Origin of the sequence: Actinoplanes regularis (assembly GCF_900188005.1) — a bacterium.
GTDB classification, from domain to species: Bacteria; Actinomycetota; Actinomycetes; order Mycobacteriales; family Micromonosporaceae; genus Actinoplanes; species Actinoplanes regularis.
In genome coordinates this window covers 1,023,800-1,036,807 of sequence record NZ_FZNR01000001.1, presented here as the reverse complement: position 1 = coordinate 1,036,807, position 13,008 = coordinate 1,023,800, and the positions used below count along the sequence as shown (strand labels likewise).

The window sequence follows — 13,008 nt, the reverse complement described above, 5'->3', positions numbered from 1 at the left end:
GAGCGCACCTGAGAGGGCGCTGTGTCCAGCATGCGCCTCCTCGATTTGAACCAAGCCGTGATGCCCGCCACGCTACGGCCGAAAGGCCCCTTACCGCCCTTGGTTTTCCAAGTGTCTACAACGACGTGCCGTACCGTTGAGATGGCCCGCCGGCGCCGGATCCCCCGTTCCGGCGCGCCGAGGCCGCGGGCCGCCGGTAGGTCCCGTATCGGCGGCCCGCCCTTCGACGCCCAGGGTGGTGGCCACGCCCACCGGTGTGGCGTGACCCGGGATCTTGTCAGCGACTAGTTATCATCGGTCGATGAGTAGGTCGAGCTACCACCACGGTGACCTGCGCCGGGCCCTGCTGAAGGCGGCCGCGGAGGCGATCACCGAGTCCGGCGTCAACTCGCTCAGCATGCGCGACCTGGCCCGCCGGGCCGGCGTCTCGCACGCCGCGCCGACCCACCACTTCGTCGACAAGGCGGGCCTGCTGACCGCGCTCGCCACCGACGGGTTCGAGCAGCTCTCCAAGGCGCTCGCGACCTCGCGGCTGGCCAGCAACAGCCTGCTGGAGCTCGGCGTGACGTACCTGCGCTTCGCGCTGGCCAACCGCGCCCAGTTCGAGGTGATGTTCCGGACCGACCTGTACCACGCCGAAGACCCGGACCTACTGGCCGCGCGACGGCAGGCGGCCGACGCCCTCTACGCCGGGATGACCGACCTGCCCGACGCGCCCCTGGCCGGCCCGGACGCACAGAGCCCGGCGCGGCCGGCGAAGGAGGGCACGGCCGAGCTGGTGCCCGATGAGGTACGCGAGGTGGGGCTGGCCGCCTGGTCGATGGCCCACGGCTTCGCGACCCTGTGGCTCAGCGGCGCCTTCCCGGACAGTGCCCACGAGGACCCGGTGGAGGCGGCCCGGATCATCCTGGGCCGCGTCCGCCAGCTTGCCGCCTAGTCGGCGATCGTGCAGACCACGGCACCGGCCGTGACCGTGCCACCGACCTCCAGGGTGAGGCCGGAGACCGTGCCCGCCTTGTGCGCCGGGAGCGGCTGCTCCATCTTCATCGCCTCGACCACCACGATCACGTCACCCTCGTTGACCTGGTCGCCGTTCTGAGCGGCGACCTTGACGATGGTGCCCTGCATCGGGGCGGTCAGGCTGTCCCCGCTCGCGGCCGCGCTCGCCGCACCGCCGCGCGGACGGCTGCTCGGACGCTTCGGGCCGGCCGCTCCGGTCGTACCGGCAAGCAGGCTCTTGGGCAGGCGGACCTCGATGCGCTTGCCGCCGACCTCGACCACGACGGTCTCGCGCTCGACGGTCTCGCCGCCGTCCGCGGTCGCGACGCCGAACGGCGGCACCTCGTTGATCCACTCGGTCTCGATCCACCGGGTGTGCACGGTGAACGGCTCGCTGGTGAACGCCGCGTCGCGGATCACCGCCCGGTGGAACGGCAGCACGGTGGCGATGCCCTCGATCACGGTCTCGTCCAGCACCCGGCGCGACCGTTCGAGCGCCTGCTCCCGCGTCGCGCCGGTAACGATGATCTTGGCCAGCATCGAGTCGAAGTTTCCGCCGATGACACTGCCCGTCTCGACCCCCGAGTCGACCCGCACACCCGGCCCCGCCGGCCAGGTCAACGCGGTGACCGTCCCCGGCGCGGGCAGGAAACCGCGCCCCGCGTCCTCACCGTTGATCCGGAACTCGATGGAGTGCCCGCGCGGCTCCGGATCCTCGGTGATCGCCAACCGCTCGCCGGCCGCGATCCGGAACTGCTCCCGGACCAGGTCGATGCCGGCGGTCTCCTCGGTGACCGGGTGCTCCACCTGCAGCCGGGTGTTCACCTCCAGGAACGAGATCGTCCCGTCCTGCCCGACCAGGTACTCCACCGTGCCGGCACCGTAGTAACCGGCCTCCTTGCAGATCGCCTTCGCGCTCTCGTGGATCTTCTTCCGCTGCTCATCGCTGAGGAACGGCGCCGGCGCCTCCTCGACCAGCTTCTGGTGGCGGCGCTGCAGCGAACAGTCCCGCGTGCCGGCCACCACCACATTGCCGTGCGTGTCCGCGATGACCTGCGCCTCGACGTGCCGGGGCCGGTCGAGGTAACGCTCGACGAAGCACTCGCCACGCCCGAACGCGGCCACCGCCTCCCGGGTCGCGCTCTCGAACAGCGCCGGGATCTCCTCGATCGTGCGGGCCACCTTCAGCCCCCGGCCGCCCCCACCGAAAGCGGCCTTGATCGCCACCGGCAGCCCGTAGGTCTCCGCGAATGCGACGATCTCGGCGGCGTCGGCCACCGGGTCAGCCGTGCCCGGGACCAGCGGCGCGCCCGCGCGCTGCGCGATGTGGCGCGCGGTGACCTTGTCGCCGAGGTCGCGGATCGCCTGCGGACTCGGCCCGATCCAGGTCAACCCGCTCTCCAGTACGGCCTGAGCGAACTCGGCGTTCTCGGAGAGGAACCCGTAACCGGGGTGTACGGCGTCGGCACCGGCCCGCCGGGCGACATCGAGCAGCTTCTCGATCCGCAGATAGGTTTCGGCGGCGGTCTCGCCGTCGAGTGCGTAAGCCTCGTCGGCTAGCCGTGCGTGTGGCGCGTCACGGTCACTGTCGGCGTAGACGGCGACGCTGGTGAGACCGGCGTCCTTGCAGGCCCGGATGACCCGGAGGGCGATCTCGCCACGGTTGGCGATCAATATCTTCCGCACGGCTAGAGCCTAACGGCAGTTCAGTACGGCGTCGCGTCGTCCGAGCGGTGCTCATGTTCGCGACCTTCCGCCCTCTCGGAACCACCCGCCCAGCCCGTCTACCTCGACCAGCCCAGCCCCATTCGCGCGGCCGTGGCGTCTCAGCGTCGCCAGAGGGCGGTGATCGAGATGTCCATCTGGGCAAGCAGGGTGCGCAACAGCGGAAGAGAAAGCCCGATCACATTGCCGGGGTCGCCGTCGATGCGATCGACGAAGGCGCCGCCCCGTCCGTCCAGGGTGAACCCGCCAGCCACCTGCAGCGGCTCACCGGACGCGACATATGCCTCGATCTCGGCGTCCGTCACATCGGCGAAGTACACCACGGTCGTACCGACCGCCTCCGCCTGCCGCCCACTGACCAGCCCGGTCAGGTGATGCCCGGTGTGCAGCACCCCGGACTTCCCCCGCATCGCCCTCCAGCGCTGCGTCGCCTCCCGCGCATCGGCCGGCTTCCCGAAAATCTCCCCCTCGAAGGCCAGCACCGAATCACACCCGAGCACCAACGCCCCCGGATCCGCCGGCAACTCGGCCGCCACGGTCCGTGCCTTCATCCGCGCCAGCGCAAGACTCAACGTGTGAGCGTCCTCCGCCTCCACAACGCTCTCATCCACCCCGCTGACGATCACCTCAGCATCAATCCCGGCCCCTGTGAGCAGGGCACGCCGGGCAGGGCTCGCCGACGCGAGAACCAGTCGGTACACGTTGTCACTCTGCACGAAAAACGAGACTACAAGCCTTCGGCGCCCCAAACCGCCCGCAAGCCCCATCTTCAGCCCAGAGCCTGCACGGGCGCGATACCGACACGATCGCCCGGAAACCCCAACCAACGACCCGAAACTGCGCAGGAGCGGCACCGAACACCGCAGGCGATCGGCCTGACCGCATCTGCCTCTAACATGGTGACCACGACGTTCGCGGCGCCGCTTCGGATGAGATCTTGGCAAGTTTTGGCTGCTTAATCGGCTTAGGGCGCCAAGAATGAAATGGGCTGAGCGGCCAGGTGAGCGTATGTGGTCGCGGTACTACCTCGTAAGCCGGCCCGCCTGGCTAGCCGTGGCAGTTTTTAGCGTTATTGCTGTCTCCGGCTACGCCGGCGGGCAGCGAGAAACCCCATGCAGGCGCCAGCGGCCAACACAGCCGCAATCCCGCCAAGGACGCCGACTTTCTGCATACCGGAGCTACTACCTGGCCCGCCCGTGTCGGCACTCGACGCTGCAGCACCCGGACTTCCCGTCGTGCTCCCAGACCCCAGACTCCCATCCACCGCCGGAACATCCTCGGTCAACGCCTTGACTATGTTGAGCACTCCGTAGCCGCACTGCTCGTCTCGCCCCGGCGGCCCGATATCGGTAGCAGTAGCCGTCAGCCGATGAATAACTTCCTGCGCAGACAGTTCCGGAAACTTCGCCCGAACCAGCGCCGCCGCCCCCGAAACGATCGCAGCGGCAGCGGAAGTTCCTTGAGCTATGCGGTATGTGGAATTCAGCCCTGTTGTGACAATTTTATCTCCGGGTGCGCACAATCCCACGTTTGGTCCTGAGATTGAGAAGGCTGCATGCTTTCCGCTTTGGTCGATTGCGCCGACGGCAAGAACGCCAGGTAGTGCTGCCGGATACCCGATTCCGGTAACGCTTTGATCATTTCCTGAGGCGGCAACGACTACCGCATCGGCTCGCGCTGCTGCAGTAATGGCATTTTGGAGCCCTCTTGATGGGCTTGTGCTGGCGGAAACGTTGATTACTTTGGCGCCCAGGGTTGCTGAAAGTTCTATTCCTTCTGGGAGCCGAGATTCGAGGCTGGCCACTTCGTATGACTTGATTGAGAGCAGCCGTGCGGACGGGGATATGCCGAGAACTCCATCCGTAGAACTGTGCCCGTGGCCGACGATGAGGCCAGCCAGCTCTGTTCCATGTCCATCTTTATCAAATTTTCCTTGGTTTTTCTCGCTGCTTGTCAGGTCTGCCCCGGGGATCAGATTTTGGGAGATGTCACGGTGCGGATCGACGCCAGTGTCAGGTAATCCGATTATGACTCCCTTGCCGGTGGTGATCGCATGTGCTGCCTTGATATCAAGAAAGTTGAGGTGCCACTCAGAATCTCGTACATAGTCGGCGTGAATAGAATTAGGCAAGACGAGTATGTTCAGTAGGAGAAGAGTAATTCCGGGGGCGGATGCTTGTCGGGATGTCGGCATGTCACGGTAGGCCGATGGCTGGTCCGGGATATATCTCTTCTTTCTCGGGCGGCAGTAGGATCGGCGACACCCCTTCGGTCGTAGTCCATGGATCGTCTGGGTCCCAGCGATCCTTGTCGGATTCTCCAGCAAGTGGCTTTGGCGCTCGGTTGGATACCGAGGAGCTTCCTGCGGATCCTTGCGGACCGATGATGCCGCCCATCGGATTTATTCGTTGAGTTGTTCGCGGGCTTGTGCCGACGCGAGGGCTGCTTGTTCCTGGAGTGCCACCGATTATCCCGCCGGGGATTGTTCCTTGAGCCCCTCGGAACGGTTGGCTATTGGTTTCTGCTGGCGCACCAGCTATCACGCGTGCGACGCCTGGCTGAGGCGTTGGTGACGTCGTTCCAATTACAGGTAGATTGCTGAATCCGCCTAAGCCGGAAGCTAATTTAGCGCTGCTATTAGCTTGTGTAGCCTGAGACGAATCATGCTCGGTTTCCGGTGCGCCTAATCCGCTCAGGGTGGGACCTGCGGGTCCCGGAAGTGATGGGACTGATGCCTGTGGATCAGGGGGAGGTGTTTGTGATGCCGGCGGCACCGGATCGTGTATCGGTGAAACCTTGGAGCCGATGGGATCCAAATTTCCGCTGGCACTCGTCGAATTTGTGGTTCGCGTGCCGGAAATTGGTGGAAGGGCTGAAGGGGTGGTTGAGTCATCGCCTTTCCCAGCAGTGCCGAGCGGCTGGCTTCCTTCAAGGTTCTTCGTGGGGCGGTAGAGGTCGGGGGTGGTGATGTTGAGCTGGGCTTGGGCCAGGTCGGTGCTGAGGGTCGACATCAAGGACTGGGCCTGCAGTTGGAGATCCAACTGCCGTGACGCGACCGCGGTAGGCGCGGATACCGGTCCGCGGTACTTGCTGACCGTCTCTTGATAACTCCGCTGTCGGATCGCGTAGGCGTCCAGGTCCTGCTGGTTGGCTACGTACTCTCGATGGATCGCCTCGAGCTTCAACCGGGCGCCGACCAAGGCTGACGTCGCTACTCCCAGGGCACGGTGGTTCTCCACCGTCGCGTGATAGGTCTCGCTCAGGTGTTTGATCAGGTCGTCCAGCCGGTCCAGGTACTTGGCGGACGCCTGGCTCTTCTCCGGAGGCCAGGCTTCCGCGAGGTCTTCGCGGTACCGTTTCACCCGGGACAGGTGATCCACCAGCAGGTCGGCGGAACGCTTCCACGTGAGGAGCAGTTCCTTGTGAGCTGTCCCGTCGTGGGCCGCCAGCATCGACCACATCTCCGGGACGGATTTCTGTGCCCAGTCCGTACCGCCGCCGTTGTCGGAGTTCGCGAACATCAGGCACTCCCCTTGGTTGAGGAGGTGGACGGAGGTGACGCCCAAGGCGACAAGGAGGGTGAGGCAGGCCGCGAAGGCGCCGGCGGATCCTGAGAAGGCGTCGGCGAGGGTGGGGAGGATGCCGGCGGATCCTGAGAAGGCGTCGGCGAGGGTGGGGAGGATGCCGACGGATCCTGAGAAGGCGTCGGCGAGGGCTGGGAGGGTGCCGACGAAGCCTGAGAAGGCGAGGCATCGAACGGCACGGACGATTCAGATGAGGGCGAGACCGGAGCCGACGCCGGCGACAGGTCGGCGGGGGTGCCGGCCGAGGGCGGGGAGCCGGAAGACGGAGCCGCACCCGGTCCCGGCGGCAACAAACCAGCCGTGACCAGCGCCGACTCCACATCCGCCAACCGGGCGCGCGCAAACGCGTCCGACCCCCGATAGAGGCCGCTCACCTGCTCGGCAGCCTTCGCGAAGCCATGGGCCCCGTTCGCGAAGTTGTAGATGTTCTGCTGGCAGCTGTCCTGTGCCCACTCCAGAACGCCCACGAACGCGGCCAGTTCGTTGAACCGGCCGTCCGCCGCTGGGAGGCGTGTCAGTAGCTGGTTCGCCAGGTTGTCGGCGTGCGGGGCGTAGTGATCGTCGACGTACGCCAAGAGGTTTCTGGCGAAGTCTTCCATCGCGGTGATGTCGGCGGAGATGTGACCGTCATCGTGCCCGAGGTCGTCGTTCGGAGCCACGCAGCGAGGCTAACCGTTTACGGCACGCTACATCGACCCCTGTGGAAGGGTCTGTGGACAAGGCTTCCACCGGCGCGTCGTGGTCGGATTTCGGACCGCGGTCGGTGAAGCTGGAACCGGGGCGGGGAAGGGGGAGCGTCAGCGTCCGTGGGGGAGGCCGGAGGATTTCCAGGAGCGTGTTCCCGCTGCTGGACGCGCTGATCGGATCCAGTCTGAGGTGCCTCGCGGCGTAGCTCCCGAATTGACCGAAGTAGATCGAACTGCGAGGATGGCGACAAGGGCGGCCAGCTCATGATCGTCTAGGCTTCCACGTACGACTCCGACCAGCGGTTCCTCTTTCATTGGCCGAGCGTACGACGGGTGGCCCGGCTTCCGGTGACACGTGTCCCACACTCGGCTGATCAATTCGCGGCCGCTCGACAGAACCAGGTATTTTCTGCGTGATGTCTTCTTCTCCCCCGCTCATTGTCGCTGATCGGTACCGGCTCATCGCGCCGCTCGGTCAGGGCGGGATGGGTCGCGTCTGGCGGGCGACCGATGTCGTCCTGCACCGCGAGGTGGCAATCAAAGAGCTGGTGCCCCCGCCCGGACTGACGCCCGCCGAGCGGCAGGAGATGCGCGAGCGATCCCTGCGTGAGGCGCGGGCCATCGCCCGTCTCAACAACATCAACGTGGTGCGCGTCTTCGACGTGCTGCGTACGGACGCCGACCCGTGGATCGTCATGGAGTATGTGCCGTCCCGCTCGCTGCAGGACACGCTCGCCGCCGACGGCCCGTTCAACGCGGTTCGCACCGCCGAGATCGGCCTCGGGGTGTTGAACGCGTTGAAGGCCGCGCACCGTGCCGGTGTCGTGCACCGCGACGTCAAGCCGGGCAACGTGCTGATGGGCGGCGACGGCCGGGTGGTCCTGACCGACTTCGGCCTGGCCACCGTCCCCGGTGACCCGAACGTGACGCGCACCGGCCTGGTCCTCGGCTCCCCGGCGTACATCGCTCCCGAGCGGGCCCGCGACGGCACAGCCGGTCCGGGTGCCGACCTCTGGTCGCTCGGGGCCACGCTCTACGCGGCGGTCGAGGGGCAGTCGCCGTTCGCGCGCCCCTCCGCGATCGCCACGCTCGCCGCGCTGGCCACCGAGAACGTGCCGCCGGCGCGGAACGCCGGCCCGCTCAAGCCGGTGCTCAACGGTCTGCTCCGCAAGGATCCGGCGCACCGGATCGACGCGGAGGAGGCGGAGCGGCTGCTGGCGCGTGCCGCCGGGCGGCGCGCGAAGCTGAGCTTCCCGATGAGCCCGACCATGCGCCGTCCTGGTGTCGGTCGGGAACGGCCGTCGCTGCCGAGCGGTCCGGGTGGCCCGCCGGTGCTGCCGGGCAGCGGTTTCGCGACCGCCACCGGCTCGGCCCCGGTCGTGCCGACTCCGCGCCCGCCGGTGACGCCCCGTCCGGGCGATGTGCCGAACCGTTCGCGGAGCGGCGCCAACAGCATGGGCAACAACGCTCAGGGACGACCGACGATCCCGCCGGCGTCCGGCCGTGCCGGGTTCACGCCGGGCAGGGCCACCGTGGGTAACCCGGTGCCGCCCGCTCCTCCGGCGCGTCCGGGCGAGAATCGGCTGGACCCGACACGGATCGACGGGCCGCCGGTCCGCGACGAGTCGGTCACCCCGGCAGCGCGGCAGGCGCCGCCGGCCACCCCTCCCGGTGCGCGGCAGGCACCCCCGGCCGCGCCCGATGGCACCCGCCCGGGTGCGGTGCCCGGCCGGGCGACCCCGGTCGCACCGTCCACGACCCCGGTCGTGAACACCGCCCGGATCGGTTTCACCGCCGCCGACGTCGCCGCCAACCGCCGTAAGCTGGCAGCTCCGGAGCACGAGGCTTCCCTCGCCGCCGCGACCGGGGCGTTCCCGGTGGTCGCCGCGCCGGAGTCGGCTGACGCCGTCGAAAGCTCCGCGCCGGCCGACGTCCAGAAGCCGGCCGAGGCCGCCGAGCCGGTGGCCGTGGAGGCCCCGGCCACGAAGCCCGCCGAGCCCGAGCCCGCGAAGGCCGAGCCGGAGGCGAAGGACGAAACGAGCGGCGCCGCGCAGGTCACACCGGTGCCGGCTCCGCTGCAGGAGGAGACCGAAACGGCGCCGGCCGCGGCTGAAGAGGGCGAAGCGGCGCCGATCCCGGCCGGAACCGTTCAGCCCGAATCGGACGAGGCGCCGGACACACCCGAGGCGGAAGCCCCGGTTGTCGAGGAGCCCGCGGCGGCGCCCATCGACGCGGCGGAGAAGGCGCCCGAAGAGCCGGTCGAACCCGAACCGGCCGAGGCCCTTGCCGCCCAGCGCCCGGCGACCGCCCTCACTCCGGGACAGCGCCCCGCCTCGGCCCCCGATCAGGACAAGACCTCGGTGGTCGACTTCACCGCGATCGTGCCCCGGTCCCCGGTCGACGAGCCGGCCGGCGCCACCCGAGTGGTCAACCAACTGCCCCCGGCCCAGGATTTCGCGCGATCGAACCGTCCGGCGTGGACGCCGATGCCGGTGCGCCCGATGGGCGGCCGGTCCAACGGCGTCACGATCTTCGGCACCACGCTGACCCGTCGTCAGGCGGTGATCGGTGCGGCGATCGTGCTCACCTTCGTACTGCTGGTCGGCATCATCCTGGTGCAGGCGTTCGGCAACGACGACGAGAAGACGGCGACGCCCCCGGCCGCGAGCAAGCCCGCGGCGACGGGAAGCAAGGCGGGGGCGAGCAATGGGAGCCCCAGCTCGGCGACCAAGCCGTCGGCCACGTCCGCGTCCAGCGCGCCGGCGGCGACAGTCCCGGCCGGCTGGAAGACCGTCTCGTTGGGCGACTATTCGATGGCGGTGCCGGCGGACGTCCAGTTCAACAACAGGGACGGCGGGAAGCAGGCGGATTGGGACGGCCGGCAGCTGTACATCTTCCGGTACGCCGGCGACGAGGATCCGGCGTCGATGTTCCCGCTGAACCCGCGGCCGTCCGGGTTCCAGCAGCAGATCAGCCTCGAGCAGACCACCTACCAGGGCCGGCCGGCCGCCGACTGGCAGTACTACCGCAGCACCAGCAACGGCGGGAAGCAGCGGGTCCTGGTGCGCGGCTTCAGGGTCGGCGGCACGGTCTACCAGATCCGCTGGTACACCATGGAAGACGACTGGAACGCATCGCAGAAGGACCTCGCCGGAGTCCTCGCCGGCTTCAAGGTGGGCTGAACGCACGGCGGGAAACGCGAACCACATGCGTGATTTCTCGGCAACGTGGGTAGTTGCCGGGAATCACGGATGGAGGTACGTCATGAACTGCCGACCGCACGGCGGTAAGCCCACAGTCGCCCTGTGGATGCTCGTCGCCCTCGCCGACGTCGGGATCATCGCGACCGCCGCCGGCCCGGCCCTGGTACTGCTGATCATCGCAGGATTGCTGATCGCGGCCGGTGGCGTCTATGCGGCACGGAGTCTCGGCCGGCGCGCCCCGGCTCCGGCGAAGGCCGAGTTCCGGCGCCGCGCCTGACCCGCGGCCGCACCGGAATCGCCTCGCGGCGCGCGCTGCCGGCGGAAATCGCGCCTTCCTGTCGTACGCCGAAATCGTGTTTTGACTGAACGTTTTGATTTGCGACGACAGTCGGTGCGACGCGACTTCTAGCGGGATCGGCTACAGTCCCCGGCGTGTTGTCGATCGACGGTGTGAGCGACCTGTGGGACCAACTTCTCGGCGCGCAGCCCGACCCGCCCGGGTTGGTGGTTGCCCTGACCGCGGTCGCGGGCTTGCTCGCGGTGGCGTTCCGGCCGGCCTGGCGGGTGGCGCGGAACGCGGTGACCATCGCGCACGAGGGTGGCCATGCCCTGTTCGCGCTGCTGACCGGCCGCCGGTTGCGGGGCATCCGGCTGGAGTTCGACACATCCGGCCTGACCTTGTCGTCCGGCCGGCCGACCGGTTTCGGGATGATTCTGACCCTGCTCGGCGGATACATCGCGCCGTCGCTGGTCGGGGTGCTGGGCGCGTGGCTGCTCGGCGGTAACCGGATCACGCTGCTGCTCTGGCTGGCCGTTGCGCTGCTGCTGCTCATGCTGATCAACATCCGGAACCTGTTCGGGGTGATCTCGCTGCTGGTCACCGGCGCGATCGTGTTCGCGGTGTCCTGGTATGCGTCGCCGGAGGTGCAGTCCGCTTTCGCGTACGCGGGCGTCTGGTTCCTGCTGTTCGGCGGGGTGCGCCCGGTCTTCGAGCTGCAGAGCCTGCGCGGCCGCGGCCGGATGCGCGACTCGGACCCGGACCAGTTGGCCCGGATCACGCATGTGCCGGCGCTCTTCTGGGTCGGCGTTTTCCTGGTGGTGAACCTGGGCGCGCTGGTCATCGGCACGTTCCTGCTCGCCGGCCAGTGGCTGCCGGCGAGCATCTGAGCCGCGCGGATCAGAGCGGGATGTTGCCGTGCTTCTTCGGCGGCAGGGTCTCCCGCTTGGTGCGAAGCATCCGCAGGGCACGGGTGACCTGAGCGCGGGTGTCCGACGGCCGGATCACCGCGTCGACATAGCCCCGCTCCGCCGCGATGTAGGGGTTGGCGAGCGTGTCCTCGTACTCCGTGACCAGCTCGGCCCGCCGCGCCGCCGGGTCCTCGGCCGTGGCCAGCTCGCCCCGGTACAGGATGTTGACCGCGCCCTGCGCCCCCATCACCGCGATCTGCGCGGTCGGCCAGGCGAAGTTCATGTCGGCGCCGATGTGCTTGGACCCCATCACGTCGTACGCCCCGCCGTACGCCTTCCGGGTGATCACGGTGACCTTCGGGACGGTCGCCTCGGCGTACGCGTAGATCAGTTTGGCCCCGCGCCGGATGATCCCGTCCCACTCCTGGCCGGTGCCGGGCAGGAAGCCGGGCACGTCCACGAAGGTCAGCACCGGGATGTTGAACGCGTCGCAGGTGCGCACGAACCGCGCCGCCTTCTCGCTGGCCGCGATGTCGAGCGTGCCGGCGAAGTGCATCGGCTGGTTCGCCACGACGCCGACCGGCCGTCCCTCGACCCGGCCGAAGCCGACCACGATGTTCTGCGCGTAGAGCGGCTGCACCTCGAGGAAGTCCTCGACCACCGTCTCGACCACGGTCTTGATGTCGTACGGCTGGTTCGGTGAGTCCGGCACCAGGGTGTCCAGGGCCAGGTCGGCGTTGCCGGCCGCGAGGTCCGCGGCCTCCTCGTAGACGACCGGCTCGTCCAGGTTGTTGCTGGGCAGGTACGACAGCAGCGCCCGTACGTAGTCGATCGCGTCCTCCTCGTCGGAGGCCAGGTAGTGCGCGTTGCCGCTGCGGGTGTTGTGGGTGCGCGCCCCGCCCAGCTCCTCCATGCCGACCTCTTCGCCGGTGACCGTCTTGATCACGTCCGGCCCGGTGATGAACATGTGCGAGGTCTGATCGACCATCACGGTGAAGTCGGTGATCGCGGGGGAGTAGACCGCACCGCCCGCGCACGGCCCCATGATCAGCGAGATCTGCGGGATGACGCCGCTGGCCCGGACGTTGCGGAAGAAGATGTCGGCGTAGAGGCCGAGCGCGACCACGCCCTCCTGGATCCGGGCGCCGCCGGAGTCGTTGATCCCGATGATCGGGCAGCCGGTCTTCATGGCCAGATCGAGCACCTTGACGATCTTCTCGCCGAAGACCTCGCCGAGCGAGCCGCCGAAGACCGTGAAGTCCTGTGAGAACACGCAGACCTGGCGACCGTCGACGGTGCCGTGCCCGGTCACCACGCCGTCGCCGTACGGCCGGTTCCGCTCCAGGCCGAAGGCGGTGGACCGGTGCCGGGCCAGCTCGTCCAGCTCGACGAAGGAGTCCTTGTCGAGCAGCAGCTCGATGCGTTCCCGGGCGGTCTTCTTACCGCGCGCGTGCTGTTTCTCGACGGCTCGGGCAGAGCCCGCGTTGACCGCCTCCTCGGAGCGGTTCGCGAGGTCCGCGAGCTTACCGGCGGTGGTGTGGATGTCGGGCTGCGTTGTCACGATGGTCTCCACATGCGGGCGGCGATGCACTCCTGATGATCGTAGCCGCGCTCATGTTGCAC

At 68.2% G+C, this 13,008-nt stretch carries 10 protein-coding genes and 1 pseudogene; 4 read left to right on the top strand and 7 right to left on the bottom strand.

The genetic code is table 11. The features are described 5' to 3' along the window. Nucleotides 1-301: 301 nt before the first annotated feature. Complete coding sequence (locus CHC09_RS04500; RefSeq protein WP_089291620.1) at nt 302-937, top strand: TetR/AcrR family transcriptional regulator; 636 nt, start codon at nt 302-304, stop codon at nt 935-937. On the opposite strand, the gene CHC09_RS04495 is transcribed toward CHC09_RS04500, so the two are convergent. The 6 genes from CHC09_RS04495 to CHC09_RS04480 form a co-directional block, all read right to left on the bottom strand. Then, the gene (locus CHC09_RS04495) at nt 934-2,685 is read right to left on the bottom strand and encodes an acetyl/propionyl/methylcrotonyl-CoA carboxylase subunit alpha (protein ID WP_089291619.1); all 1,752 of its coding nucleotides are present in this window, start codon (nt 2,683-2,685) and stop codon (nt 934-936) included. The genes CHC09_RS04500 and CHC09_RS04495 overlap by 4 nt on opposite strands. A gap of 140 nt (nt 2,686-2,825) precedes the next feature. After that, a complete protein-coding gene (locus CHC09_RS04490) occupies nt 2,826-3,491 on the bottom strand; it encodes a Maf family protein (RefSeq protein WP_089291618.1) in 666 nt (221 codons plus the stop codon). Between the two features lie 302 nt (nt 3,492-3,793). After that, a complete protein-coding gene (locus tag CHC09_RS04485; protein ID WP_179276937.1) occupies nt 3,794-4,855 on the bottom strand; it encodes a S8 family serine peptidase in 1,062 nt (353 codons plus the stop codon). Nucleotides 4,856-4,919: 64 nt separating this feature from the next. Beyond that, nucleotides 4,920-6,245 carry a hypothetical protein gene (locus tag CHC09_RS44930; RefSeq protein ID WP_143232206.1) on the bottom strand — a complete coding sequence of 442 codons (1,326 nt, stop codon included), beginning with the start codon at nt 6,243-6,245 and terminating at the stop codon, nt 4,920-4,922. Continuing rightward, nucleotides 6,245-6,967 (bottom strand): hypothetical protein, encoded by a 723-nt coding sequence (locus CHC09_RS44925; protein ID WP_143232205.1) that lies wholly within the window; start codon nt 6,965-6,967, stop codon nt 6,245-6,247. The genes CHC09_RS44930 and CHC09_RS44925 overlap by 1 nt, the downstream gene beginning before the upstream one ends. A gap of 138 nt (nt 6,968-7,105) precedes the next feature. Continuing rightward, nucleotides 7,106-7,309: an acyl-CoA carboxylase subunit epsilon gene (locus CHC09_RS04480; RefSeq protein WP_089291616.1), complete on the bottom strand. Its 204-nt coding sequence runs from the start codon at nt 7,307-7,309 to the stop codon at nt 7,106-7,108. 101 nt (nt 7,310-7,410) lie between these two features. Between CHC09_RS04480 and CHC09_RS04475 the strand changes: the two are divergent. From CHC09_RS04475 to CHC09_RS04465, 3 genes and pseudogenes are all read left to right on the top strand, one after another. Then, nucleotides 7,411-8,395, top strand: a pseudogene (locus CHC09_RS04475) (serine/threonine-protein kinase); the annotation flags it as partial. A 1,863-nt stretch (nt 8,396-10,258) separates the two neighbouring features. After that, entirely contained in the window at nt 10,259-10,474 is a 216-nt protein-coding gene (locus tag CHC09_RS04470; RefSeq protein WP_089291615.1) for a hypothetical protein, read from the top strand. A gap of 155 nt (nt 10,475-10,629) precedes the next feature. After that, nucleotides 10,630-11,364, top strand: a complete 735-nt coding sequence (locus CHC09_RS04465; RefSeq protein WP_089291614.1) for a M50 family metallopeptidase — start codon at nt 10,630-10,632, stop codon at nt 11,362-11,364. A 10-nt stretch (nt 11,365-11,374) separates the two neighbouring features. Here the strand turns inward: CHC09_RS04465 and CHC09_RS04460 are convergent, their stop codons facing one another. Continuing rightward, nucleotides 11,375-12,946: an acyl-CoA carboxylase subunit beta gene (locus CHC09_RS04460; protein WP_089291854.1), complete on the bottom strand. Its 1,572-nt coding sequence runs from the start codon at nt 12,944-12,946 to the stop codon at nt 11,375-11,377. Nucleotides 12,947-13,008 lie beyond the last annotated feature (62 nt).